This window comes from Adlercreutzia mucosicola DSM 19490, from assembly GCF_000422625.1.
Classification (GTDB): Bacteria; Actinomycetota; Coriobacteriia; order Coriobacteriales; family Eggerthellaceae; genus Adlercreutzia; species Adlercreutzia mucosicola.
Map to the genome: position 1 here is coordinate 91,143 of NZ_AUGK01000010.1, position 25,086 is coordinate 116,228.

A 25,086-nucleotide genomic window follows, 5' to 3' on the forward strand; every position below is an offset into this window, starting at 1 on the left:
TATAAGGAGGTGCGCAATGCCGCAGCTGTCACTTTACCTGGATGAGCCGACGATGGAATTGTTGCGCGAGCAGTCAGCTCGGGCCCAAACATCTATGTCGAAGTTCGTGACGGGGTTGATTCAAGAAAGCAAGGAGGGTCGCCGTTGGCCCGAAGGCTATTGGGATCAGGTGTACGGATGCCTTGCCGACCCGACGTTCGTAGCCCCAGCAGAAGTGAGCGTGCCGCTCGATGAGATTGTTCTATTCGAGTAAGGAGCGGCTATGTACCTTCTTGATTCGGACATTTGTATCGAGATAATGAGAGGCCGTCTTCCCGTGGCTCAGGAGTTGATGAGAAAAACGTCGCCCGAGTTGTTTGGTATCCCGGCTATCGTGGAAGCTGAGTTGCGGTATGGCGCTGAGAACAGCGATAACCCTGAAGAAGGCCGATATTGCGTCGAGAGTCTCCTGGCACCGTTGAGCATTGTGCCTTTTGATTCGCGCTGTGCGGGATTCTACGCAAAATTAAGAGCGGACCTCAAGCGTCGTGGGAGCATGATAGGACCAAATGATTTGCTCATAGCTGCCACTGCTTTGGCGAATGGCGCGACATTGGTGACAAATAATGTAAGAGAGTTCAGCCGCGTCAAGGGCCTTACCCTGGAATCTTGGGCCCAGGTGGAGTGGAAGCCATAGGGCCCCGTACGCCAAGCTCCCTTTCCCGATTTCCTTATGTTGGGGGGGGTGAGTGACTAACAGTGAGGGCGGCCCGAAGCCCGCCCCCGGCGGGGCGGCTGGAACTCGGAGGACTGGGGCTGGGGCGATCTTTATGCTTGCGGTTTTCTTTCGGGTATTTTACGGGGTGTGGGTTGACGGGGACGGTTCGGGTATAGTGTGGCGAAACCTTTGACGGGGCAGCAGGCTCCGAGGTGAGATGCGAGGTCGATTGCGGCGCAGCGGGGAAGCCGTTGTTGCGTGCGCGACCGAGAGAGGATGAGATTAGTGGCACAATCTGGTTTGGACGCCCTGCTGGAGGCCTTGCGCCAGTCGGGCATGAACACCGACGACATGGGTTCGGGCCCGAGCGCCGGCGCTGGGGCGTCGGGTACGGGCGCGGGCAATGCCGGTGCTGGCGCTGGTTCGGCCGGCAATGGCGCTTCGGGCTCGCGCGGCGGCGTGGGCGGTTTCGGCGGCTTCCCGTTCGGGGGCTTTGGCGGTTTCGGCGGCAACGGCGGCGGCAAGGGCGGCAAGGACGCGGCCGGCGGCGACGGCGACGGCCCGGTGAGCTTCGACTTTCTGGCGAACGACTTCCACCTGCCCTCTAAGAAGTGGCTCGTGATTTTCATTCTAGTGGCCCTGCTCGTGGTAGCGGGTGCCTATTGGTGGTTCCATCCGGCCATCAACATCCATTCCACCGACTTCTGGGGCTTTGTGTTCATCGTGATTCTGCTGCCCGTCTTCCTGGTGCTGTGGACGCGCTCCAAGCAGTACAAGACCGGCACGAAGGAAGTGACGAAGAACGAGGGCAAGGCCAAGACCTTCCGTTTGCTGTCATTCATTCCCGTGGCCGTGGTGGCCCTGGTGGCCATTGGTGCCGTCATGTCCATGGCCATCTTCCCGGGCAACGCCGAGAAGTATTCCAACGTGCTGAAGACCGATACGCTGGAGTTCGCCCAGGACATCAAGGAAGTGAACTACAACGAGATTCCCGTTATCGATCGCGACTCGGCCATCCTGCTGGGCAATCGCGAGATGGGCTCCATCCCTGAGTATGTGAGCCAGTTCGAGGTGTCGAACCTGTATTCCCAGATCAACTACCAGGGCACTCCGGTGCGCGTGAGCCCGCTGGGCTACGCCGATCTGTTCAAGTGGTTCACCAACCGCGAGGCGGGCATCCCGGCCTACGCCCTGGTGAACATGACCACTCAGGATGCCGAGATCGTGCGTCTGGACGACAGCCCCATCCATTACTCCCAGAGCGAGCCGCTCGTGCGCAACATCGACCGTCATGTGCAGCTGAGCTACCCCTTCTATATGTTCGGCGAGAAGTCCTTCGAGATTGACGAGGACGGCCACCCCTGGTGGATCTGCCCTGTGAAGGACTTCACCATCGGCCTGTTCGGTGGCGAGACCATCAGCCGCGTGGTGCTGTGCGATGCCACCACCGGCGAGACCCAGGATCTGGCCGTGGCCGACTGCCCCGAGTGGGTCGACCGCGTGTTCCCGGCCGACCTGCTGATCAAGCAGTACAACTGGTGGGGCATGTACAACAACGGCTGGTTCAACTCGTTCCTCGGCCAGGAGGGCGTGGTGCGCACGACTCCGGGTACCGACGGCACCCTGGGCTACAACTACATCGCCAAGGACGACGATGTGTGGGTGTACACCGGCGTGACCTCGGCTACGGCCGATAACTCCATCATCGGTTTTGTGCTGGTGAACCAGCGCACCCAGGAGTCGCACTTCTACAGCGTGGCCGGTGCCACCGAGGACTCGGCCATGCAGTCGGCCGAGGGCCAGGTGCAGAATTTGCGCTACACCTCCACCTTCCCGCTGCTCATCAACGTGAGCAATCAGCCCACCTACTTCATGGCTCTGAAGGACGGCGCGGGTTTGGTGAAGAAGTTCGCCATGATCGACATCCAGCGCTACCAGAACGTGGCCGTGGGCGATACGGTGGCCGACACCCAGAAAGCCTACGAGGCACTGCTGGCCACCAACGGCGTGGTGGCCGAGGACGCGAGTGGCGCGACTGACGTGAAGACGGTAAAGGGAACCATTCGCTCGATGAACCAGGCGGTCATCGAGGGCAACACCCACTTCTATGTGACTCTGGAAGACGAGAACGGCAACATCTTCGACTTCGCGCTGCCGGGCCTGCTCGACATCGTGGGATACAAGGTGGGTGACGTGATCAACTTCACCTATGTGGAGTCGGCCGGCTCCAACGTGACGCCGGCCTATGAGATCCTCGGCGGTGACGCGTCGACCGCAGACGCCGGTGACGGCGCAGCGGTCGAGAAGCCGGCGGCGAGCGATAACGCGGCCGCGGGCGACGAGAACGCCTCGGGTGAGCCGCAGGACGATGTGGTGCAGCAGAACGGCGCTGCCCAGACCCCGGCCGATGTGGCGGCAGGCGACGACACGAAGGACGTCGCGTAACCTTTTCGATTCTCCGAGAGGGAAGCGGGCGAGAGCAATCTCGCCCGCTTTTTATTTTCCCTGATCAAACCCAGGGTTTATAGAGGGGTTTAAGGGTTTAAACTTCTTTTTTCTCCTTGGTCGATGTGCGTTTTCGACAGAGCGTTCATAGTGCGTCGTGCAGCGAGGGAGCTGCATCAGACGGGGCAGCATGATGCTGCATCCGCACGAATAAAGGGCGTGCGGAGTCAATCTCAAGAGGGAAGGGAATCCATCATGGGAAATGCAATGAACGTATCTCGTCGCGACCTGTTCAAGTTCGGCGGTATGGCCGCCCTGGGCGTGGCCGGTGCCTCGGCACTTGCAGGCTGCGCGCCGCAGCAGAAGATGGCCGAGACCGGCGCCGCCGCTGACGGCTCCACCTATGTGGGCCCGAGCTTCCTGCAGAAGCCGGCTGAGATCACCGAGTTCGCCGAGACCCACGAGTACGACGTCGTCGTGGTGGGCGCGGGCGAGTCGGGCTTGTCCGCCACCCATGCCGCCCTGGAGGCCGGTGCTTCCGTGGGCGTGCTGCAGAGCCTGTCTATCGTGCAGACCGCCGGCAACATGGCCGCTTCCATCGACCTGGCCAAGACGAGCGAGGCCGCTATCAAGGCCTGCGTGTCCTTTATCAGCTACAAGAGCGACTACCGTTCCAACGCCGGCCAGGTGGAGACTTGGGCCCGCACCTCCCAGGAGGCTCTGGCTTGGTGGGCCGAGGCCGCGGCCAAGGGCGGCAGCGAGTCTCAGCCCTACGATTACGTGGTGAACTGCAACGGCCACGACGTGTTCTTCCATGCCAACACCTACTTCCATGACGAGGGCCACCAGAAGGGCGCGCTCGTGATCGGCGATGCCGTGCAGGAAGAGGGCGCCGAGATCTTCTTCGAGACCCCCTGCGTGCAGCTGTATGTGGAGGATGGCCGCGTGGCCGGCGCCATCGGCGAGAACAAGAACGGCGAGCACGTGCTGCTGAAGGCCGCCAAGGGCGTCATCATGGCCGCTGGCGACTATGTGGGCGACACCGAGATGCTGTACTACTACACCCCCGATGCCAAGGGCCTGCACCAGGCCGTGGACTTCCGCAACGGCACGGGCCTGAAGGCCGCCATGTGGGCCGGCGCTCAGATGTGCCCCGCCTCCCACACCAAGATGGTGCACGGCGAGGGCCCGAAGGTGCGCTTCGAGATGCCGTACCTGTTCCTCGACCGTCACGGCAAGCGCTTCATGGACGAGGGCTGCTGCCGCATGGGCTACCTGAACGAGTACACCAACAAGTACCTGGCCGAGGTGGACTTCGAGGATTCCACGGCCGCCAAGTTCTTCTCCATCGTGCCGACGAACTGGCAGGAGCACTACGACGCGTGGGAGTCGTTCTCCGACATCTCCATCCACAACGCCTACCGCAACGTTGATCCCGAGGCGTGGATCAAGGGCGAGACCCTGGAAGAGCTGGCGGCCAACATGATCGCCTACGCTGACGAGCAGGAATGGGCCCACGACTACACCGTGGAGGCCATCGTGGAGTCCATCAACCGCTACAACGAGCTGGTGACTGCCGGAGAGGGCGATGCCGACTTCGGCAAGCGCGACGAGTACATGGTGCCCATCGAGGCCCCCTGCTACGCGGTGCCCCGCGGCGCCAACAACATCGACGCTCTGGTGGACGGCCTGTGGTGCGACCATCACTTCCAGTGCCTCGACGTCGACATGAAGCCGATCGAGGGTCTGTTCGCCGTCGGTAACGCCTCTGGCCCCTTCTTCGGCAACAGCAACTACCCGATGGATATCGAGGGCCTGTCGGTGGGTCGCGCCATCACCACCGGTTTCGCGACCGGTCGCTACGTGGCGGGTCTCTAAGTTATTCGCTGCCTGCGGGGTCGACTCCCTCCCCCTGCTCCCGCAGGCTCCCCTCCTCTGGAAAGCCGGCGATCTTCGCGGTCGCTGGCTTTTCTGTTTGCGGCTGCCATCTGCGGATTTGCTGCTATAATCCCTGTGGGAGGAAAGGGGTCTCATTGAGCGAGGTAATTGGGCAAAGGGAGGAACGGCGCGCGCTGCTGCGTGGCGGTCGCCGCTATATCGTGGCCTACGGGTGCGCTCGGGCTTGGGCGACGCTGACGTTCACGGGCACACAGTCCGCAGCTGCGACAGCGGCGATGACGGTGCCCTGGAGCTTTAACCCCCACCTCACGTTCGATGCGGGCTACATCGCCATCGGCATTCTGCTGCTGCTATGCTTTCGCCGCTTCATCCCGCTGAACGAACATCGGCTGGTGCGCGCCGGGGCCGCCGCGGGCATGCTGCTGGCATCGGCGGCCTGCGTGGCGGCCCCATGGTTTCCCGAGGCGACGTTCTCGCTGATTGTCGGCGGGTCGCTGGCGGCCGGTGTGGGCTACGGGCTGTTTCTGCTACTGGCGGCGGAAGTGCTGTGCACGTTCAGCCTCCTGCGCATCTTCTTGTTCCTGTCGGGGGCTATGCTGTTGGGCGCGGTGATCACCTTCTTCTGTCAGGGCCTCACGGCGCCCCAATTCCAAGTTATGCTGGTGGGACTGCCGGTGCTGGCGATGCTGTACCTGCGCACGGCCTACGAGCGCGTGCCCGAAGTCGACCGCCCCAAGCGCGGCGTGCCGAAGTTCTCGTATCCGTGGAAGCTGTTCGCGCTGTACGGCCTGTACGCCTTCGCCTACGGCATGCGGGCGAATCAGCTGGTGGCGGGCGCGGGACGGCACTCGTCGGTGTCCACCGCCATCCTGATGGCGGTGCTGTTCCTGACAGCCTACTTCGCGTCGCGGCGCTTCAATATCGGGCTTTTGTACCGCTCGCCGCTGGTGCTCATGGTCTGCGGCTTTCTGCTTATTCCCGCCGAGAGCGTCTTCGGTCCGGCGGCTTCCAGCTACCTCATTTCCATCGGCTACTCGCTCATGTCGTTCCTCGTGATGTTTCTGCTGTACGACATCTCAAAGCGCACGGGCGTGGCCATCGTGGCCTTCATCGCCTTCAAGAATGCCGAGCAGCTGTTCCAAGTGATCGGCGGCGAGGCTACGGGCGTGCTGGCCCTAGTGGGGCTGCCGACGGCCACCCAGGATATGGTGGTCACCGTGGTGGTGAGCGTGGTGATTCTGGGGGCCACGGTACTGCTGTTCTCCGAGAAGGAGCTGGCCAGCAAGTGGGGCGTGGGGCTGCTTGAGGAGGGCGGCCTGGTGCAGCGCACGGCCGAGGAGGAGCATGCCCGCGTACGCGTGGAGGAAGTGGCGCGCACCTACCGGCTGAGCCCCCGCGAGGAAGAGGTGCTGACGCTTTTGGCCGAGGGGAAGACCGGGCGCGTGATTTGCCAGGAGCTGTTTATCGCCGAGGGCACCTTCAAGGCCCATACGCGGCATATCTACGAGAAGATGGGCATCAATTCCCGTAAGGAGCTCTTCGACCTACTGGGCGTGCAGGGGTAGGGCGCGGAAGGCTGGATGACCGTAGGGGCGTGTAGGGGTGGCCTTGAGCCCGCCCGCGAGGGCGGCTGCTGCTCTTTGGGCAGCCGCTCGCGAACATTTTCTGGAGAGCGGGGAAATGCCCCTTGACGAGGCGAGCAGTCGCCCTATACTGAACAGGCTGCCCAAATCGGGCGGCGCAACGAACAGAACAGTTCCGCTACTTAAGACAGCAGGCACCGCGCCCGCACGCCCCTAGGGGTTCGCGCAAGGCCGGTTTAATCGCGCAAGCGGCCCGCCGAGGTGGTCGACATGATTCGCTTCCGTGAATTCTGCGGCCTCCGTCTTATGGGCGGGGGCCGCATCGCTTTCTCAGGCAGGCGGCCCACCCACCGAGGTGCGGAACGCGGAAAGCTTGAGAAGGAGGTGTACGTACAACATGCCCAACGCTCAGAACAAGGAGATGCTCGCCAGCATCAAGGAGGATCTCGACGGCGTTTCCGCCATGTGGGTCGTGGACTACCGCGGCCTCACGGTGAAGGAGATGCAGCAGCTGCGTCGCGACATTCGCGAGACTGGCTCGGTGCTGAAGGTCTACAAGAACACGCTGGTTCACCTGGCGCTGTCCGAGGCCGAGCTGCCGACCCTCGACGATATGCTCGCCGGCCCCAGCGCGTTCGTGTTCTCCGGCAACGATGTGGCCGCTTCCGCGAAGGCCCTGAAGACCTTCGCCAAGGCCAATCAGAACCTTGAGATCAAGGGCGGCCTGATGGAAGGCGCTGCCGTGTCGGCCGCGGAGGTGGAGGCAATCGCCTCTCTGCCCTCTCGCGAGCAGCTCATGGCTCAGATCGCCGGTGCCATCTCCGGCGTCGCTCGTGGTCTGGCCACCACCATCAACGGTGTGCCCCGTGGCCTGGCCCAGGTCGTCAAGGCCGTGGCCGAGCAGAAGGAAGCTGCCTAACAGCTCGGGCGGCCTGAGATGGGCCGCGTAGCAACGAAGAAAATTTGGCCGGCACGAAGAGGCGCCGGCCCCCTTTGAAAGGAAACTAACATGGCTGTTACTCGTGAAGAGATCATTGAGGCTCTGAAGGAGATGTCCCTGCTCGAGGCTTCCGAGCTCGTGAAGGACATCGAGGAGACCTTCGGCGTGTCCGCCGCTGCTCCGGTGGCCGTGGCCGCCGCCGCTCCGGCTGAGGGTGGCGCTGCCGCCGAGGAGAAGTCCGACTTCGACGTCATCCTCGAGGGCTTCGGCGACAACAAGATCGCCGTCATCAAGGTTGTCCGCGAGATCACTGGCCTGGGCCTGAAGGAGGCCAAGGAGGTCGTCGAGGGCGCTCCGAAGCCGGTGGCCGAGGGCGTTGCCAAGGACAAGGCCGAGGAGATCAAGGGCAAGCTGGAAGAGGCCGGCGCCGCTGTGACCCTGAAGTAAATTCGCTTTCGCGAAACTTCTCCAGTCGAGAGACTGCCAAGAACCCCGCTTTCGAGCGGGGTTCTTTTTGTTCCGGGCGCGTGCGTGTCAGCTTCTTGGCCAAAATGAACCACTTCTCGTCATCGTTTTGCGCTGCTCGCCCGATTTTGTTGCCAGCTAACGGGGAAAACGCCTTCGCATGAAAGGGGTGGGGCTGTGAAAACTACGAGAAGTATGTGATTTTGGCCAATCTAGCCGAGCCGCTTCTGGAGGGAGGCGGTGTCGCGGCGCACCTGGACCCGAGCGGTCTCGTAGGAGCGCACGGCGGCTGTGAGATGTTTTCGGACCGGCGCAACAGGCGAGAGCTGCGCCCTAGTGTTAGATTGGGCGGCGGCCGCATCGGTTCCCAGGGGTTCACAACCAGCACGAGGGCGATTACGTACATGACCTGGTTTTCGCCACCTGCTCCGCGCGGAAGGGCGCCCATGCTTCAGGAGGCGGCCAATAGCGTATATACGCCGGAAGGCGCCAACGCAGGCGATCATGTGAACATGGCCTATTGGGTGGGTGGCAGCATGCAGAAAGGCGCGGCGGCTGCCATGGTTCACCCCATCATGGGCGGGGGCGCTTGCGGCACTTATGCCTTTATGCGCGTCAACAAAGACGGCAAGCGTTTCTGCAACGAAGACGCCCCGCTGCTGGGCATCACCAACGCTTACATGACATCTCCCGGTCATGTGGTGTGGACGGTGATGGACGCCGATTTTGCATCGGAGCTGAGTCAAATGACCCTGCTATCTCAGTACAGCGGATCCACCTCGGGCCCCTTTGACCCGACGTTGGGGTATACGCCCGAAGAGCAGATGGAGATGTGCTTGGAGACGGGGGCCTCGGTAACGGGGGAGACCTTGGAAGATCTGGCTGCAGCCATGGGCGTGCCCGCCGACAATCTGGCCGCTGCCGTTGCGCGCTATAACGAGTTGGCCGCCAGGGGTGCAGATGAGGATTTCGGAAAGGATGCCGCGAACTTGTTCCCCATCGCACGGCCCCCGTTCTACGCTTCTCAGGTAACGGCTGCCCTGCTCACCTGCGCGAGCGGCCTTAACGTGGATAGCTCCATGAACGTGTGCTCCGCCGCAGGTGAGGCCATCCCGGGTCTGTACGCCGTGGGAAATGCCGCGGGCAACTTCTTTTCTAACGATTACCCCATGGTGTGTCCGGGTATCAGTCACGGACGTTGCCTCACCTTGGGTTATGTACTGGGCGAGCAGTTGGCGAGATAGTTTCGCACGCGTCGCTCGTCGTCCTGCCCGTTGAGGGCGACCTCTCCCTGAGCCCCGCTCTCCTATTGGGCGCCGCCTCATTTCGAGGCGGCGCTTTTTCCGACGGGGGCGACGGTCGCTTGGTAAAGATTCGATGCAAAAGGAGAGCCGCACGATGGCGGCTCTCTGGAAACGTTGCAGCAGCGATGCGGGTTATTCCGCGTAGCGGAACAGGGCGGCTGCCGGCGAGGCGGTGGGCATCTGGTCCTGCTCCACGATGTAGATGTGGGCGTCCTGGGCCAGGGCAGCCTGGGCGAAGGCGTCGGTGATGTCGGGCGCGGCCGGATCGATGTAGCCGTCGTCGACCGGGTTCGGGTTGCCGTCGAAGGCGACGGTGCCAGTGTTGATGTCGAAGCCGCCGGGCAGAATCTTGCCCTTCACCATGAACAGGGCCGCCACGCGGCGCTCGGCGAGCGCCATGCCGATGGCGTCGAAGTCGTCGGAGGCCTTCCCGTGGGCCGCATCGGCACCGAACTGCTCAGCGGCCTGCTTGATGTTCGCATCGCGGATGCCGTCCATCACGGCCAGCGACTCTTCCAAGAGCGCCTTGCCGTCAAGGCCGGCCGGATCCTTCTTGATGCCCTCGGGCAGCAGGTGGCGCAGGGTGCAGATCTTGCGGAAGGCGTGCTCGTACTCCTCGTCGCAGCACAGGATGATGGGCGTGGTATCGTCGCGCACCAGATAGTCGTTCACGGCCTTGTTCACGTAGCGGAACCACTGGGCGGCGTCTTCTTTCTTTACGTCGTTGCGCGACTGGTGGTCGTGATACTGACCCATGTGACCCTCAAGGGTGATGTAGTCCAGCGCGCCCAGCTCGTCCTTCTTCATGTCGGCGGCCGTGTCGTCGCTGTTGGCGAAGAGCTCGCTGAAATAGTCGTGCACCTCGCGCGGCAGCTGCTGGCGCTGAACATGGGTGCGGTCACCCTTCGCCCAGCTGAAGCGGTCGTTGCCGAGCTCGAGCACGTAGTACTCGGTGCCGTACTGGAAGTTGCGCAGCAGCGGCTTCACGAAATAGGTGTCGCCGGCGGCCACCATGGGATCGGGGGCGAAGAACAGGTTGTACACATACACGTCGTCGTTGCCCATGAGGAATCCCAGGCCCTCGCCAGCGTGCAGCCACAGCGGCATGTCGGGATGGGCGAGCAGGTAGTCGGCCTTCTCCAGGATGCCCTTATAGGCGTCCTTGCTGTAGCTTTCGGCCAGGGTGCGCTCGGCGTCTTTCATGAGATCCTTGAACATGTCGCGATCCCAGATGTCGCGGCGCTCCTCGCGCTCGCTGTGGTGAACGGGAATATACAGCGACACGACCGGTGCGGGCACATCCGAGAGGATGGCGGGGTCGAAGCTCTCCATTACGTGAATGCTCTCGTCGGTCTTGCGCAAGGTCTCCTTCTCGTCTTTCATGACGAACCTCCATAATAATCGGGAACTGCTGGGTCGCGCAGCCTTGGGGGCCAGCGTCCCGGAGCGATCCTGCGGGATCGCACGGAGCGGATGGGAAGGCGTTGCGCAGTGAAAAGCATAGCCCCCGACCGGAGAAATCGGGGGCTATGGGCGGGTCTGTGAACTTCTGGTTGCCGAAATGCTGATTTGGGGGCTTACCGCTTCTCGTAGCGCTTCACGTTCATGGCGCGCATGGCGTTCAGGATGGCGATAACGGCCACACCCACGTCGGCGAACACGGCCATCCACATGTTCGCGATGCCGAAGGCGGCCAGCACGAGCACAGCAAACTTGATGCCGAGGGCGAAGATGATGTTCTGCCATACGATGCGCATGGTGCGCCGGGCCACGTCGATGGCCTTCGCGATGTCGTCGGGGCTGTCGTTCATGAGCACGATGTCGGCGGCCTCGATGGCGGCGTCCGACCCCATGGCGCCCATGGCGATGCCGATGTCGGCGCGGGTGAGCACCGGCGCGTCGTTGATGCCGTCGCCCACGAAGGCGAGCTTGCCCTTGCCGCGGGTGTCGCGCTCGGTGGCGGCCAGCAGCCGCTCCACTTCCGCCACCTTGTCCTGGGGCAGCAGCTCGGCGTGTACCTCGTCGATGCCGAGCCGGGCGGCCACGGAGGCGGCCACATCGGTGCGGTCGCCGGTGAGCATGACGGTCTTCTTCACCCCGGCCGCGTGCAAGTCGGCGATGGCTCGGGCGGCCGTGGGCTTGATGGTGTCGGCGATGACGATGGTGCCGAGGAAGGCCCCGTCAGCGGCCACGTACAGCACCGTGCCAGCGGCATGGGTCGCCTGGAAGGGCACGCCATGGGCGGTCATGAGCTTGCCGTTGCCCACGAGCACGCCGCGACCGTCCACGACGGCCTCCACGCCCTGGCCGCTCACCTCGCGCACGTCGCGGATGCGCTCGGCCAGCGGAGCGGCGTTGGCAGCGGGTCGTTCCCCATTCATCATGGTGTCGCCGCCCGACCGTTCCCCATTCGCCATGGCGTCGCCGTAGGCTCGCACCGATTGGGCGATGGGATGGGTGGAGAAAGCCTCGGCCGCGGCGGCGGTGGCCACAAGCTCGGCCTCGGTCACGCCGGGGGCGCACGCCAGCTCGGTCACGGCGAAGGTGCCGTCGGTAAGCGTACCGGTCTTGTCGAACACGACGGTTTCCGTGGAGCCCAGGGCCTCCAGGTAGTTCGACCCCTTCACCAGAATGCCGAGGCGCGAGGCGCCCCCGATGCCGCCGAAGAACGATAGGGGCACCGAGATCACCAGCGCGCAGGGGCACGACACTACGAGGAAAGTGAGGCCGCGCAGCACCCAGTCGGCCCAATCGCCGCCGAGCAGCAGCGGGGGCACGATGGCGAGTACGGCCGCCACGCCCACAACGATGGGGGTGTACACGCGGGCGAAGCGCGTGATGAAGTTCTCGGTGCGGGCCTTCTTCTCAGCGGCGTTCTCCACCAGTTCCAGGATGCGGCTCACAGTGGAATCCTCGAAGGGCTTCGTGGCGCGTACTGTGAGCTTGCCCGTGAGGTTCACGCAGCCGGAGATGATCTCGTCGCCCGGGCGCGCCGTGCGGGGTACCGATTCGCCGGTGAGCGCCGCGGTGTCGATCTGGCTGTCGCCGGTGAGGATGACGCCGTCCAGTGGGATGCGCTCGCCGGGCATGACGATGAACTCGTCGTCGGGGGCCAGCTCGAAGGGATCCACCTGCTTCAGTTTCCCCTCTTCCATGACGTTGGCGAACTCCGGCGCGATGTCCATCATATCGGCGATGGATTTCCGCGATTTGTCCACGGCATAGCTTTGGAACAGCTCGCCTACCTGGAAGAACAGCATGACGGCGGCGCCCTCGGCCATGTGCGGCTCGGTGTGGGGGAACAGCACCAGCGCGAAGGCGCCGAAGGTGGCCACGGTCATGAGGAAGTCCTCGTCGAGGGCGTGACCGCGGAAGAGGTTGCGGAATGCGCTGGCGATGACGTCGTAGCCGGCGATGAGGTAGGGAATGAGGAAGAGCGCGAACTCGGCGTACACGTCGCCGGGGCTGCCGAAGGCGGCACGCAGCAGGCCGGTCTCTTCCACGATGATGATGGCGAAGAAGATGACGAGGGCGACGATGATGCGGGTGAGGAGGCGTTTTTGCTTGGGGCTCATGGTGGGGTCCTGTTTCTTGCCGTTCGCGCGAGGTTTCGGGGTAATACTCGATGCTCAGACAGTCCTCGCTCGGCGGAAGTGTCCACCGGACACTTCCGTTCGCTGCGGAACTGCGCGTCGAGCGTCACCCCGAACCCTCGCGCTGCTCTTACAAATCAGAAAAATGCTCGGTTCTACCGTTTGATGAGGCAGTCTTTCTCGTAGCTGGTGCATACCTGCTGGGCGGCGTCGACGATGGCGGCGAAGACCTCGGCGTCTTCGGTGTCGGCGTCGATGACGAGCTTGCTCGTCATGAAGGAGATGGACGCCTTGTTCACGCCGGGCAGCTGGTTGATGCCCGTTTCCATCTTCGCGGCGCAGTTGGCGCAGTCGAGGTTCTCCAGCTTGAATGATTTCCGCATGGTAGTTCCTTTCTCGGGGGGGGGTCTCTTCTGGGGGACGGTGGTGGCTTGCGGGTGGTCGAGCGGTCGGGCTCGCTAGGGTGCGAGTTTAGGGCGCGCGGTGCGGGTTACTCGCAGACGTGGGTGATGCCTTGGGCGAGCATGGTGAACACGTGATCGTCGGACAGCGAGTAGATGACGTTCTTGCCGTCGCGGGCGGCCTTCACGAGGCGGGCCTGCTTCAAGGTGCGCAGCTGGTGACTCACCGCGCTTTGGGTGCAGCCGATGGCCTCGGTGATGCCGGTGACGCTTGAGGGGCCGCCCATGAGCGCGAACAGGATCTTGATGCGCGTGGTGTCCGAGAACGCCTTGAACAGGTCGGCCACATCGAAGAGCAGCTCCTCGTCGGGCATATCCGAGAACAGCTCGGTTGTGGCCTCGCGGTTGCAGCCGCAAGGGCAGTCGATCATCTGGGCGCAGGCGGTTTCCACGACCTGTCGTGCTTCCTGTTCCAGCGATACGGTTTTCGCCATGGTGGCTCCTTCTGAATGTAACAACATATGAACAATTATTCATAAGTATAGGCAATGTCACAGCGCTGTCAAGGGGGAGTGGGGGAGATTCTACTTTTCCGCTCAGCGGCAAGCAAAGCGTAACGACGCCGTTGTCCGTTTCCGCAGCCCCCAGCGCTACCATGGGGACGAGGCGCTGTTCGGCACGGCGGCTCGGACGTCGGCGCGGCTACCGCGCGGTTGTTCCGCCCCGTTCTCGCTCTTATACCCGATGCGCCCCGAGCAACGATTCCCGAAAGGTGATGTCATGAGAGCTTATCAAATTGTTGATGCCGCTTACGTGGAGCGCGAAATAGGGTCCATGCCCTTGGTGGACGTGCGGCCTCCGTTGTATTACAACACGGGCCATATTCCCACGGCGATCAATATCCGTCTCGATGTGGCTGCCGAGACTGCCGATCCGTCGGCCTCGCTGGCCGAGATGTTCCAGGACCATGGCGTTTTTCCCAAGGATGCCGTCATCGTGTACTGCCAGTCGGGCATTCATGCGAAAATCGCCTGCGACTATTTGGCTGCGGCCGGTTACAGCCAGCTGCGCCTGTACGCGGGCAGTATGAACGATTGGGCGAGTGACCCATCGCGCCCCATCGAGCAGTTCGATCGAGCCTTCGCGCGGGCTTCGTAGGGGCGAAAAGGGGAGTGATGGAGACGATGAAGCGGCCGAGCGCTGCGGCGATTGCGAAACATGTGGTGACCAGCCTGCCCTTCATATTGCTGGTGGCGGTGGCGGCGGGCATCGGGATCGGCTCGGTGGCGTCTGCCGAGGTCATCGCCGTGGTGGCTACCATTGGCGACGTGCTGCGGCAGGTCATCGTGTTCTGCGTGCCGCTCATCATCGTCGGCTTCATCGCGCCGTCCATTGCCAAGCTGGGCGAGAACGTGTCGCGCATTCTGGGCGTGGCGCTTCTTGCGGCCTACCTGTCTACCCTGGGAGCCGCGCTGCTTTCCATGGCCGCGGGCTTCGGGATCATTCCGCACCTTACCCTGGCCGAGGGCGCGGAGGCCCTGCGCGAGGTGCCCAGCTTGGAGTTTCCCCTTGACATTCCCGCCATCATGCCCGTGACGAGCGCCCTGGCCCTGGCGCTCATGCTGGGTCTGGCGGCGGTGTGGGCGAAGGCGTCGCGGTTTACGGCGCTCTTGGTGGAGTTCCAGCGCATGGTGCTGGCCATTGTGGTGAAGATCGTCATTCCCATTCTGCCGTTCTTCATCGTGTGCACCTTCGCCGGTCTGGCCTGGGAAGGTACGCTCACGAGCCAGCTGCCGGTGTTCCTGGTGGTTATTGCCATTGTGCTCGTGGGGCATTTCATATGGCTCGGGGTGCTCTACGGCGCAGCCGGGGCCTACTCGCGCACGAATCCCTGGGAGGTGCTGCGTCATTACGGATCGGCCTACCTGACGGCCGTGGGCACCATGTCGTCGGCGGCCACCCTGGGCGTGGCGCTGGAATGCGCCGGCCAGGCGAAGACCCTGCGGCGCGACATGGTGAGCTTCGGCATTCCGCTATTCGCCAACATCCATCTGTGTGGATCGGTGCTCACCGAGGTGTTCTTCTGCATGGTGGTGTCCCAAATTCTGTACGGAGCGCTGCCGAGCCTGCCGACGATGCTTCTGTTCTGCGTGCTTTTGGGCGTGTTCGCCATTGGGGCGCCGGGGGTGCCGGGCGGCACGGTCATGGCCTCGCTCGGCCTGGTCACGGGCCTTTTGGGCTTCGATGGGGCCGGCACGGCGCTGGTTCTCACAGTGTTTGCGCTGCAGGACAGCTTCGGCACCGCCTGCAACGTGACCGGCGATGGGGCCCTCACGCTGATTCTCACGGGCTATGCGAACCGCCATGAGGTGGCCGACGCCATGGCCCCCGCCGACGAGGCGTTCTTCGACGGGGAAGTGGCCGAAGCCGCCGGTGCCGGTCGCGGCAAGCCGGCCGGCGAGGGGGCGACGAGCCGCTCCTGATTTCCCAACAGGCCCTTGACAGGTTCGGCTCTCGAGCGCGCTCGAGCCCCGCTCCCGCTACCATAGGGGGAAACGATTTCACGAGAGAGGGAGCACCCATGGCCCAGACGCAGATGCCGGCAAAGATAGAGCTTCCCGGGGCAATTCCCGGGTTTTCCGAGTTCGGGCACATCCCCTTCGAGGGGCTGCGCAACACCCGCGACCTGGGCGGTTTGCCCGCAGCCGACGGGCGCCGGGTGAGGCCGGCGCTGCTTTTGCGGTCGGGCGCCCTGCACAAGGCGACTGAGAGCGATCTGGCGCGCCTTCTGGTCGATTACCGCCTGGAGGGTGTGGTGGACTTTCGCACCGAGGTGGAGCGCGACAAGGAGCCCGACCCGCGCGAGCGTATGGAAGGCGTGGTGTTCTACGACTTTCCGGCGCTTTCGGGGGAGACTATCGGCATCACTCATGGGGCGAGCCTCGCGCAGGACGTGAAGGCGCTCGAGGCAGTGAGCGCCCAGCCCCACGAGGCGGTGCGGAAGATGTACCCGCAGATTCTTCTGGGCGAGGCGGGTCGTGCGGCCTACCGCGGGCTTTTGGACGTGCTGTTGGAATCTGACGGCGGGGCGGTGCTGTGGCACTGCACTGAGGGCAAGGACCGGGCGGGCCTGGGCGCGGTGGTGGTGGAGTGGGCGCTCGGCGTGCTCGAGGCCGATGTGCGGGCCGACTACCTGGCCACGAACTTGTTCGCCCGCAGCCGGGCCGAGGGCGTTTTAGACGCTCTGGCCGCGAAGCTGCCGGCTTTGCGCGGGATTGATGCCGATATGGATGCGTTCTTCTACGCCTACGCCGACTACTACGATACCGCCATGGCTGCTGTGACCGACGCATTCGGCACCTTCGACGCCTACCTTGCCGAGGCCCTCGACTTCGGTCCCGAGAAGCGGGCTGCCCTGCGGGAGAAGTATTTGGCGTAATTCAACGAGATTTCCCACGCTGGAAACGCGGGGGCGGCTGGCGAGGTGTAAAATCGCCCTCGAACATTCCGCAACCCCAAGGAGGCACCGTGGCCGAGTCCGCAACCCCGGAGCAGATTGTCATCGTCGTCGATTTCGGCGCCCAGTACGGGCAGCTCATCGCCCGCCGCGTGCGCGATCTGCACGTGTATTCCGAGATCGTGCCGTGCGACATCACGGCCGACGAGGTGCGCGCTATGGCGCCGGCGGCTATCATCCTGTCGGGCGGTCCGGCCAGCGTGTACGCGGAGGACGCCCCCTCCATCGACCCGGAGATCCTCAGCCTGGGCATTCCGGTGCTCGGCTTCTGCTACGGCCAACAGGCCATGGCCGTGGCGCTCGGCGGGGAAGTGGCGCACACCGAGAAGGGCGAGTACGGCCCGGCGGTCATCACGCGTGCCGGCGAGTCGGCGCTGTTCGACGGCACTCCCGGCGAGCAGACCGTGTGGATGAGCCATCGCGATGCCGTGAGCCGCGTGCCCGAGGGCTTTGCTGTCACGTCGCGCACCGAGGTGTGCCCGGTGGCGTCCATGGAGTACCCCGAGCGCAAGCTGTTCGCCACGCAGTTCCACCCCGAGGTGCGCCACACCGAGTTCGGCCAGACGCTGCTGCGCAACTTCCTGTTCGTCGTGTGCGAGCTTGAGCCGGATTGGACCATGGACTCCATCATCGAGGACTCGGTGGCGGCCATCCGCGCCGAGGTGGGCGACGACCGCGTGATTCTGGGCCTTTCGGGTGGTGTGGATTCGTCGGTGGTGGCGGCGCTGTGCGCCCGCGCCATCGGCAAGCAGCTGACCTGTGTGTTCGTGAATCACGGCCTGCTGCGTAAGGGCGAGCCCGAGGAAGTGGAAGAGGTGTTCACGAAGCAGTTCGACGTGGACTTCATCCACGTGCACGCCGAGGAGCGCTACCTGGAGCTGCTGGCCGGCGTGACTGACCCGGAGGAGAAGCGCCGCATCATCGGCACGCAGTTCTGGAAGGAGTTCTTCGCCGTGGCGGAGGATCTGGCCCAGGACGGGCGTCCGGTGAAGTACCTGGCCCAGGGCACTATTTACCCCGACATCATCGAGAGCGGCGCCCGCAAGACCGGCGGTAAGGCGAGCACCATCAAGAGCCACCACAACCTCATCCCGTTCCCCGAGGGCGTGCATTTCGACCTGATCGAGCCGCTGGACCACTTCTTCAAGGACGAGGTGCGCGCGCTCGGCACGGCACTGGGACTGCCCGACTACATCGTGCACCGCCAGCCCTTCCCAGGGCCGGGTTTGGCCATTCGCATCATCGGCGACGTGGACGGGGAGAAACTGACTATTTTGAAGAACGCCGACGCCATCGTGCGCGAGGAGCTGGACGCCTACAACGAGCGCCTGTTCGCCGAGACCGGTGAGCGCAACAGCGAGCACGCCGTGTGGCAGTACTTCGCCGTGCTGCCCGACATCAAGAGCGTGGGCGTCATGGGCGACGAGCGCACCTACGCCCGCCCCGTGATCCTGCGCGCCGTGGAAAGCAGCGATGCCATGACCGCCGACTGGGCAAAGCTGCCCTACGACGTCCTGGCCCGCATTTCGGGTCGCATCGTAGCCGAAGTCCCCGGCGTGAACCGCGTAGTGTATGATATAACCAGCAAGCCCCCCGCGACCATCGAGTGGGAGTAAGCCGACAGGGTTCTGACCTGCACTTTTGAGTGCCGTACTGTACTCCTGAGTTTCGTTTCGTACGAGAGTCACGGCAAAGCCACCAGCGACATTGGTGGGTAAATCCGATTACCGAGCCTCCGTTCCCGTGCTGGGACGGGGGCTTTTTCTTCGCCTTTTACTCTCCTTCACCTGCGATTTCGCTATTTACTCCCCGTATTTCAAGATGGAAGCGTTTGGTTGCGAGCCACGCCGGTGTGAGGGCCTGAGTCGTCAGGCCCCGCGCAGGGGGACCGCGATGGTGGCCACCGCGCCGCCCGAGGGGCCGTTGGCGAGCGAGACGGAGCCCCCGTGGGCGCTCGCGGCCTCGGAGGCGGCGTGGAGGCCGAGCCCGTAGTGGCGGCCTCCGTCGCGCGAGGAGCGGGAGGAGTCGTCTGTGAAGAGGCGCTCGCAGCCGCGTTCGAGGGCGGCGGGAGAAAAGCCCGGTCCGTCGTCGGCAACCTCGATGACGAGGTGCCCGCCCGCGACGTCGCAGGAGACCGCCACGCGCGAGCGCGCGTGCTCGGCGGCGTTGGCCATGAGGTTCGCGGCGGCTCGCGCCAGGGTGGTTCGGTCGAGTGGAGCCTCGGGCGCGCCCGCGACAGCGGGGCCCGTGGCTGCGTCGAACATCACGCCTCGCGCCCGGGCGATCTGGGCGGCCTCGGCGAGGACCTGTTCGCAGAGCTCGGCCGGCCGCATGGGGGCCCTCTCCGCCCCGCCGGACCCGCGCGAGGCCTCGATGAGCAGGCGCACGTAGCCGTCGAGCCTTTCGACACCGCCGGCTATGTCGCGCGCGGCGGCCGCGAGGTCGGCGTCTTTCTCGTCTTCCAGCTCCTCCGCCACGAAGTCGGCGTTGGCGCGCAGCACGGTGAGCGGCGTCTTGAGATCGTGGGCGAGCGACGCCACCTGCTCGCGCTGCCCCCGCTCCGCGGCCCAGCGGGCCTCGAGCGACTCGGCGAGGGAGGCCCGCATGGCGTCCATCGCGGCGAGGACGTCGTTCACCTCGCGCACGTTGGTGCTGCCGACCGCGAAGTCGAGCTCCCCCGCGCCGACGCGCCCCGCCGCCTCCGCGAGCGGCGCCATCTTGCGCGAGATCACGCGGCTCGCGCGGCGCGCCGCGAGCGCGAGCGCGAGCGCGCTTCCCGCCGCGGCGCCGACGAGCATGAGGTTCTGCGGGTTGGGAAGCAGGCCGGCGAGGTCGCGCGAGACCCACTGCGGCAGGTACTCGCTGACGAGCGCGCAGGCCCCGCCGCCCTTGAGCGGGAACGCGGCGTAGGTGAGGCCCGAGCCCCCGCCCTCGATCTCCACTGTGCCCGGATCCGCGGCGAGTGCCGCACGGGCCATTTCCGCCGCGCCCTCGAGCCGCGTGCCCTCGAGGTCTGTCATCAGCACGTATCCGTCCTTGTTCAGGATGAGGTAGCGGTACGCCGTCGGCACGTCCTGCTGCCCGCAGACGCCGTCGCGTGCCAGGCCCTCCGCGACCTCGCGCGCATTGGCCGGCCCCCAGCTTGCCTCGTAGACGAAGCCCGCGTTGATCGCCGCGGAGAGCGCCATGAACGAGGCGAGCCACGCCGTGGCGACCGCCGCGAACGCGTAGGCGAAGTAGCGCGCGATGACGAAGGAGAGCGGCATGCCCCCGCGACCTCGCGCCCCGGTCCTCAGAGCTGCCACTTGTACCCCATCCCCCAGACGGTCGCAATCGGGTCGGCGCCGGCCTCGGAGAGTTTCCTCCGGGCGCGGCTGACCTGCATTGATATGGCCGCGTCGTCGGCGTCGCTCTCCCAGCCGAGCACCGCCTCGCGTATCTGCGCGCGGCTCATGACTTGCCCGGGGTGGCGGGCGAGGTACTCGCAGATGGCATACTCGGTGGGCGTGAGCGGCACGGCCTCGCCGCTCACGGCGAGGCCGCGCGCCCCGAGGTCGATCCGCACCTCCCCGAAGGAGAGGGCGTGCGAGCGCGGCCGGCGCTCACGGCGTAGATGGGCCGCGACCTTGGCGCGCAGCTCCGCGGCCCCGAAGGGCTTGCGGACGTAGTCGTCGGCGCCCAGGCCGTAGCCGGCCACGGCGTCCTCCTCGGCCACGCGCGCGGTCAGGAAGATGATGGGCCCGTCGAAGTCCGGGCGGATCTGCCGCACGAGCTCGAAGCCGTCGAGCCCCGGCATCATGACGTCGCAGAGCACGAGGTCGAAGCGCGAGAGGTCCATCCCCGGGACCGCCGTCGGGTCCGCCGCCCTGACGACCTCATGGTCGTCGCGGCCGAGGACGCGCGCGAGCGCGTCGAGGATCGCCCGCTCATCATCCACTGCCAGTATCCTCGCCATGTTCGACCTCCTGAAACTCCCGTCGGCATTGTACTTGCGCCGCGCTCAGCGGTCCAGAGCCCCGCGCGCAGCCGCGGGTGCCTCGGCCGCGTTGCACGCGCGGTAGCGCACGCCCGAGCCGCCGCGCGCCTCGATCTCGAGCCAGCCCTCGCCGTCCGACTCCCGCCCGAAGAAGATGAGCTGGAGCTCTCGGATATTGCCCCTGTCGTCCGCCGCGTCCACCAGGTAGACGTAGTTCGCCCCCGCCCCGGTGGCGTCGGCGTAGGAGCCCGCGTGGCTGCCGGGCTCGGGCGCGGGCGCCCACATGGCGATCTCAGGGTTGGGCAGCACGCGGTCGGCGATCGAGCGCAGCGCCGACCCCCAGCCGGCGTCGAGCAGGGCATTCCCGCCCAGGACGAGCGCTGCGGAGAGGAGGGCGAGCACGGCGGCGAGCGGCTTCCTACGCATCTGCCCTCCCGTCCTCGAAGCGGCAGAACCAGGCGATAAGGACGGCGGCGGTTGCCAGGGTGAGCACGAGGCCAGCGAGCGCAGTCGTGAGGAGGGGACCCGCCGCGCGTGCGGCGTCGATGAAGGCCTCTACCCCGAGCGACCCCAGGCGCGCGGGCCAGGCGAGCGGCACCCAGCTCAGGGGCGTCGCCAGGGCACCGGTGAGCTCGCCGGTCATGAGGCCGTGCGCAAGTCCGCCCACTGAGAAGAACGCGAGGAGCATCCCCGCCGCGCCGGCGCCGATGGCGGCGTTGCGGCCGAGGCGCAGGGCCACGCCGAGCCCCAGCGCGTAGAGGGGCAGGCTGCCCAGCACGATGCCCGCCCAGGCGGCCGCAAGCGGAGCGGGCCCGAGCGGCAGGCGCCCGGCGACGGCAAGCACGGCCCCGAACACGCCGAGCGCCACGGCCAGCGCACCCGCGCCGAGCGCCGCAAGGGCGAGCAGCTTCGCCGCGACGGCGCGCCCGCGCGAGGGGACCGCCGTGAGGTTGGCGAGGCGCCCGGCAGCGCGCTCCTCGTCCACGGCGAGCCCGCAGACGATGGCGGACATGAGCGGCATGAGGGCGCCGAGGAACTGGGCGTAGGCGTCCGCGCCCAGCGCCGGGTCCCATCGGGTTACGGAGAAGTACTCGCCGCAGGCAAGACCGGCTGCCAGGCCGCAGACGAGGTGCACCGCCGTGAGCGGGGAGCGCGCCAGGCGCAGGGCCTCGGAGAGCAGGGCCCGCGGGAGAGTCATGCGCGGCGTCGGGTCGGAGAGTCGTGTCATGGCCATCACCTCTCCTCGGAGCGCGCGAACCAGGCCGCGCCCGCTGCCGTGAGCGCGGCGAACGCGAGCGCGCAGACCGCAAGGCCCGCCAGTGTGAGCATGCCGTCCGCCGTGAGCGCCCCGCCGAGCGCCATGTCCGCCGCGAGTGGTTCGCCGCTCGGCAGCACGGGGATGAAGCTTGTGGGGATGACCATGCTCGCTGACGGCGGAAAGAGCTGCGGCAGCGGCATCAGCGACCAGGCGAACCCACCCACGAGCTGCGCGGCGAGCGGGCAGAAGATGCCCGCGACCATGCCGAGCCGCGCCGTGAGGAAGAGCCCTGCGGGGATCATCCACGCCGCGGTCACCGTGTTGGCGAGCGCGCAGAGGAGCATCGTGAGCGTGCCCGCGGCCGTGAGGCCCTGCGAGGAGAACGCCGAGCCCGCGAGGTAGATGCCGAAGACCACGAGGTTCGAGAGCGTGCAGAGCGCGAGGCACCAGAGCGCCTTGGCCCACCAGGCGCGCCCGAGCGGGAAGCCTAAGCCTAGAAGCCCCCGCATCCGCGTGCGCGCGTCCGCCCGCGCGACGCACGCCACCACGAGCGAGAGAGCCACGGGCAGGAAGAGCGCGTACCAGTAGTTCCACGTGTGTTTGGCAATAGCAAAGTCGACATTTTGGCCTGACTAAAATCGACACTTTGGCACCGCCGACCCCCCCTGTCTTTACCGTCTTCCTAGCATGAGCGAATCTCCCATCCGCTTGCTCTCACCTCCGAACTCCACCAGCCGCCCGTGATGGACTATCCGGTCTATGGCCGCTGCCGCGAGCTTCTCGTCGCCGAGAACGGTTCCCCACTTGCTGAACTCGATGTTGGTGGTGAGGATGAGGCTCCGTCTCTCGTAGCAGCTGGAAATGACCTGGAACAGCAGGCGCGCACCCTCCAGATCTATGGGTATATAGCCGAACTCGTCCATTATCACGAGATCGCTCTTCTCTATGTCCGCCAGGTACTTGTCGAGCGCCTCCTCGCGGTTCGCCTTCAAGAGAGCCAGGACGAGCCCTGCCGTGCCGAAGAACCTCACCATCTTGCCGGCATTCACGGCCGCTGACCCCACGGCTATTGCCAGATGCGTCTTGCCCCGCCCGGTCTGGCCGTGGAACACGAAGTCCTGGGCGTGCTCGATGAAGTCGAGCGACATGAGATCGTCCCTGCCGTAGCCCTCCGGGAAGCTCACCTGCGAGAAGTCGTATCCGTCGAACGACTTGAGCTGGGGGAACGCTGCCTTGCGGAACAGCCTCTCGCGCTTGCGCCGCTCGCGCACGCGCTGCTCGTGCTCTATGAGCGCGCATGCCATCCTGAGCTGCCCGGCGGAGGCCTCCTCGCAGAACCAGTCGCACGACTCGTTGGAGAAGTACATCGATCGGGCCAGCTCTCTGAAGGCGGCCACGTCGCCCTTCGGTTTTGGGGCCATGGTCACACCCCCTTCCGTGCGAGGGCGTCGTAGACGCTGAGGTCCACTGGCTCGTCGTAGCGGATCGGGGTGCTCGTTCGCGAGAGGACGGCCATGTGCATCCCGGCCTCGTCGATCCGCCCGGTGCTCTCGAGCGCGGTTGCCGCCGCTTCCACCATGGCTTCCCACCCGCTCTGCGCCGCCACGTTCCTCATCAGGCGCAGCCGCTCGGCGAGCGCGTCTCGGCCCAGCCCGTCCATGTACTCGCGCAGCTCATCTGCGACAGCCGCCCTCACCCGACTGTTCCTCCAGGCGCCCGGCTTCCTGGCGAGGAGGGCGAGCTGGCTCGCGGGGTTCGATGTGTCACTCGGCGCGTCCCCGTAGGCGCGCGTATGGGTGGCGATAACCGTCCCGCCCGCATCCGCGACGACCACCTCGCGCGCCCTGATGGCGCAGATGACCTCGGTCAGCGCGAACTCGGGCGAAGTCGAGTATAAGTGCCGGGATTCCAGGCGAACGCGGCCCAGCTTGTCGGTTCGCCTCCTCTCGTAGCGCACCACGTCGAAGGGGGCAGGCGGCAGCCCGAGCAGCGCCACTCTGTCCTCCATGAACAGCGCCCGCTCCTCCTCGCCCTTGGCCCAGTGGGGCTTCTCCGCTAGCGCCATGCAGCGGGCGAGCAGCGTCTTGTTGAAGCGCCTGCCGCCGTCGAAGGAGGGCACGGGGACGAAGAGGTTGCGCCTGATGTAGCCCACCTTGTTCTCGACGGAGCCCTTCTCGTGGCCGGAGTTGGGGTTGCAGAACGAGAACGCGAAGCCGTAGTGGGCGGCGAACGCCGAGAACAGCCCGGCGGTCCTCACGGCATCGCCGATCTTGCGGCCGACGCCGGCGGCGTTGTCGAAGACGATGCGGGCGGGCACGCCGCCCAGGTACTCGAAGATGTCCTTCAGTGCCTGGCAGACGCACTCGGCGTTCTCTCCGGGGAACACCTGAGCCAGCCCCACGTTGGAGAACGGGAACGTGAGCACGAAATAGCTCAGGCGGCGCCTCACGCCCGCGACGTAGAAGTCGGCCTCCCCGAAATCCGCCTGCGCCTCGCCTGGCGCCCATACCAGGTCCAGGAAGCGCTCCCCGCCGATGCCGAGCTCTTTCTTCAGCTTGCCCACGTAGTGGCGAACAGTCGACTCGCTGACCTCGGCCCCCAGCTCGTCCGTCAGCCTCTGCCAAATGCGCTTGGCGGTGTGGCGCTGCTTGCGCCAGCCCTTCGCGTCGTCTTCCAGCCACGAGGCGATCGTTGGCCTGTACTGGTCGAGGACGCTCCCGCGCTCCCTTTTGACCGGGGGTCTCGGGGAGAGGTCCTCTTCCTCCAGGTACTTGTACACCGTGTCTCTGGAAATCTCCAGCGTTTTGGCTATATGGGCGATTGGCCGCCCCTCCATCCTCATCTGCCTTATAGAATAGATCTTGGACATGCTGATCATTGCCTTCCCAGCCTTTCTCGTCGTTACCGAAGCAAGACAAGAATAGCCCTTGGTGGTGGTCGGCATGTTCACTGCCAAAGTGCCGGAATCCTACATGCCACAGTGTCGACTTCTACTGTGCCATACACAC

Annotated in this window: 23 protein-coding genes; 12 read left to right on the plus strand and 11 right to left on the minus strand. The window is 65.3% G+C overall.

What is annotated here, in order from left to right:
• Positions 1 to 16: 16 nt before the first annotated feature.
• The 8 genes from G503_RS14260 (at position 17) to G503_RS0107165 (ending at position 9,273) form a co-directional block, all read left to right on the plus strand.
• A complete protein-coding gene (locus tag G503_RS14260) occupies positions 17 to 253 on the plus strand; it encodes a hypothetical protein (RefSeq protein ID WP_051191028.1) in 237 nt (78 codons plus the stop codon).
• Between the two features lie 9 nt (positions 254 to 262).
• Positions 263 to 676: a type II toxin-antitoxin system VapC family toxin gene (locus G503_RS0107135; protein WP_028027040.1), complete on the plus strand. Its 414-nt coding sequence runs from the start codon at positions 263 to 265 to the stop codon at positions 674 to 676.
• 297 nt (positions 677 to 973) lie between these two features.
• Complete coding sequence (locus G503_RS14265) at positions 974 to 3,142, plus strand: Tat pathway signal sequence (protein ID WP_371821128.1); 2,169 nt, start codon at positions 974 to 976, stop codon at positions 3,140 to 3,142.
• A 255-nt stretch (positions 3,143 to 3,397) separates the two neighbouring features.
• Complete coding sequence (locus tag G503_RS0107145) at positions 3,398 to 5,020, plus strand: FAD-binding protein (RefSeq protein ID WP_169628151.1); 1,623 nt, start codon at positions 3,398 to 3,400, stop codon at positions 5,018 to 5,020.
• 155 nt (positions 5,021 to 5,175) lie between these two features.
• On the plus strand, positions 5,176 to 6,606 hold the full coding sequence (locus tag G503_RS0107150; RefSeq protein ID WP_156891960.1) for a helix-turn-helix domain-containing protein: 1,431 nt from the start codon (positions 5,176 to 5,178) through the stop codon (positions 6,604 to 6,606).
• A gap of 415 nt (positions 6,607 to 7,021) precedes the next feature.
• A complete protein-coding gene (gene rplJ / locus G503_RS0107155) occupies positions 7,022 to 7,543 on the plus strand; it encodes a 50S ribosomal protein L10 (protein WP_028027043.1) in 522 nt (173 codons plus the stop codon).
• A gap of 90 nt (positions 7,544 to 7,633) precedes the next feature.
• Complete coding sequence (gene rplL, locus G503_RS0107160) at positions 7,634 to 8,011, plus strand: 50S ribosomal protein L7/L12 (RefSeq protein WP_016309505.1); 378 nt, start codon at positions 7,634 to 7,636, stop codon at positions 8,009 to 8,011.
• 464 nt (positions 8,012 to 8,475) lie between these two features.
• Positions 8,476 to 9,273 (plus strand): FAD-binding protein, encoded by a 798-nt coding sequence (locus G503_RS0107165; RefSeq protein WP_028027044.1) that lies wholly within the window; start codon positions 8,476 to 8,478, stop codon positions 9,271 to 9,273.
• Positions 9,274 to 9,465: 192 nt separating this feature from the next.
• Here G503_RS0107165 and G503_RS0107170 read toward each other — a convergent pair whose 3' ends face one another.
• The 4 genes from G503_RS0107170 to G503_RS0107185 all read right to left on the minus strand — a co-directional run bounded on the left by G503_RS0107170 (position 9,466) and on the right by G503_RS0107185 (position 13,701).
• Entirely contained in the window at positions 9,466 to 10,716 is a 1,251-nt protein-coding gene (locus G503_RS0107170) for a baeRF8 domain-containing protein (protein WP_028027045.1), read from the minus strand.
• A 194-nt stretch (positions 10,717 to 10,910) separates the two neighbouring features.
• Entirely contained in the window at positions 10,911 to 12,908 is a 1,998-nt protein-coding gene (locus G503_RS0107175) for a heavy metal translocating P-type ATPase (protein WP_028027046.1), read from the minus strand.
• Positions 12,909 to 13,081: 173 nt separating this feature from the next.
• Positions 13,082 to 13,309 carry a cation transporter gene (locus tag G503_RS0107180; protein ID WP_028027047.1) on the minus strand — a complete coding sequence of 76 codons (228 nt, stop codon included), beginning with the start codon at positions 13,307 to 13,309 and terminating at the stop codon, positions 13,082 to 13,084.
• Positions 13,310 to 13,416: 107 nt separating this feature from the next.
• The gene (locus G503_RS0107185; protein WP_202805170.1) at positions 13,417 to 13,701 is read right to left on the minus strand and encodes an ArsR/SmtB family transcription factor; all 285 of its coding nucleotides are present in this window, start codon (positions 13,699 to 13,701) and stop codon (positions 13,417 to 13,419) included.
• Between the two features lie 406 nt (positions 13,702 to 14,107).
• Between G503_RS0107185 and G503_RS0107190 the strand changes: the two genes are divergently transcribed.
• From G503_RS0107190 to guaA, 4 genes are all read left to right on the plus strand, one after another.
• The gene (locus G503_RS0107190; RefSeq protein ID WP_169628152.1) at positions 14,108 to 14,485 is read left to right on the plus strand and encodes a sulfurtransferase; all 378 of its coding nucleotides are present in this window, start codon (positions 14,108 to 14,110) and stop codon (positions 14,483 to 14,485) included.
• A 17-nt stretch (positions 14,486 to 14,502) separates the two neighbouring features.
• Positions 14,503 to 15,810: a cation:dicarboxylate symporter family transporter gene (locus G503_RS14270; protein WP_084636384.1), complete on the plus strand. Its 1,308-nt coding sequence runs from the start codon at positions 14,503 to 14,505 to the stop codon at positions 15,808 to 15,810.
• A 98-nt stretch (positions 15,811 to 15,908) separates the two neighbouring features.
• Positions 15,909 to 16,766, plus strand: coding sequence for a tyrosine-protein phosphatase (locus G503_RS14275; RefSeq protein WP_051191029.1), 858 nt, complete (start codon positions 15,909 to 15,911; stop codon positions 16,764 to 16,766).
• Positions 16,767 to 16,855: 89 nt separating this feature from the next.
• Positions 16,856 to 18,460 carry a glutamine-hydrolyzing GMP synthase gene (guaA, locus tag G503_RS0107205; RefSeq protein WP_028027050.1) on the plus strand — a complete coding sequence of 535 codons (1,605 nt, stop codon included), beginning with the start codon at positions 16,856 to 16,858 and terminating at the stop codon, positions 18,458 to 18,460.
• A gap of 252 nt (positions 18,461 to 18,712) precedes the next feature.
• Here the strand turns inward: guaA and G503_RS0107210 are convergent, their stop codons facing one another.
• From G503_RS0107210 to istA, 7 genes are all read right to left on the minus strand, one after another.
• On the minus strand, positions 18,713 to 20,110 hold the full coding sequence (locus G503_RS0107210; RefSeq protein WP_051191030.1) for a sensor histidine kinase: 1,398 nt from the start codon (positions 20,108 to 20,110) through the stop codon (positions 18,713 to 18,715).
• Positions 20,111 to 20,136: 26 nt separating this feature from the next.
• Positions 20,137 to 20,799: a response regulator transcription factor gene (locus tag G503_RS0107215; RefSeq protein WP_028027052.1), complete on the minus strand. Its 663-nt coding sequence runs from the start codon at positions 20,797 to 20,799 to the stop codon at positions 20,137 to 20,139.
• Between the two features lie 45 nt (positions 20,800 to 20,844).
• Positions 20,845 to 21,246, minus strand: a complete 402-nt coding sequence (locus G503_RS0107220; RefSeq protein ID WP_028027053.1) for a hypothetical protein — start codon at positions 21,244 to 21,246, stop codon at positions 20,845 to 20,847.
• Positions 21,239 to 22,054: an ABC-2 family transporter permease gene (locus tag G503_RS14280; protein ID WP_035022252.1), complete on the minus strand. Its 816-nt coding sequence runs from the start codon at positions 22,052 to 22,054 to the stop codon at positions 21,239 to 21,241. The genes G503_RS0107220 and G503_RS14280 overlap by 8 nt, the downstream gene beginning before the upstream one ends.
• Positions 22,054 to 22,641, minus strand: a complete 588-nt coding sequence (locus tag G503_RS14285; protein ID WP_202805168.1) for an ABC-2 family transporter permease — start codon at positions 22,639 to 22,641, stop codon at positions 22,054 to 22,056. The genes G503_RS14280 and G503_RS14285 overlap by 1 nt, the downstream gene beginning before the upstream one ends.
• Before the next feature lie 108 nt (positions 22,642 to 22,749).
• Positions 22,750 to 23,499, minus strand: coding sequence for an IS21-like element helper ATPase IstB (gene istB, locus G503_RS0107235; RefSeq protein WP_035021893.1), 750 nt, complete (start codon positions 23,497 to 23,499; stop codon positions 22,750 to 22,752).
• Between the two features lie 2 nt (positions 23,500 to 23,501).
• Positions 23,502 to 24,947 (minus strand): IS21 family transposase, encoded by a 1,446-nt coding sequence (gene istA / locus G503_RS0107240; protein WP_235715498.1) that lies wholly within the window; start codon positions 24,945 to 24,947, stop codon positions 23,502 to 23,504.
• Positions 24,948 to 25,086: the final 139 nt, after the last annotated feature.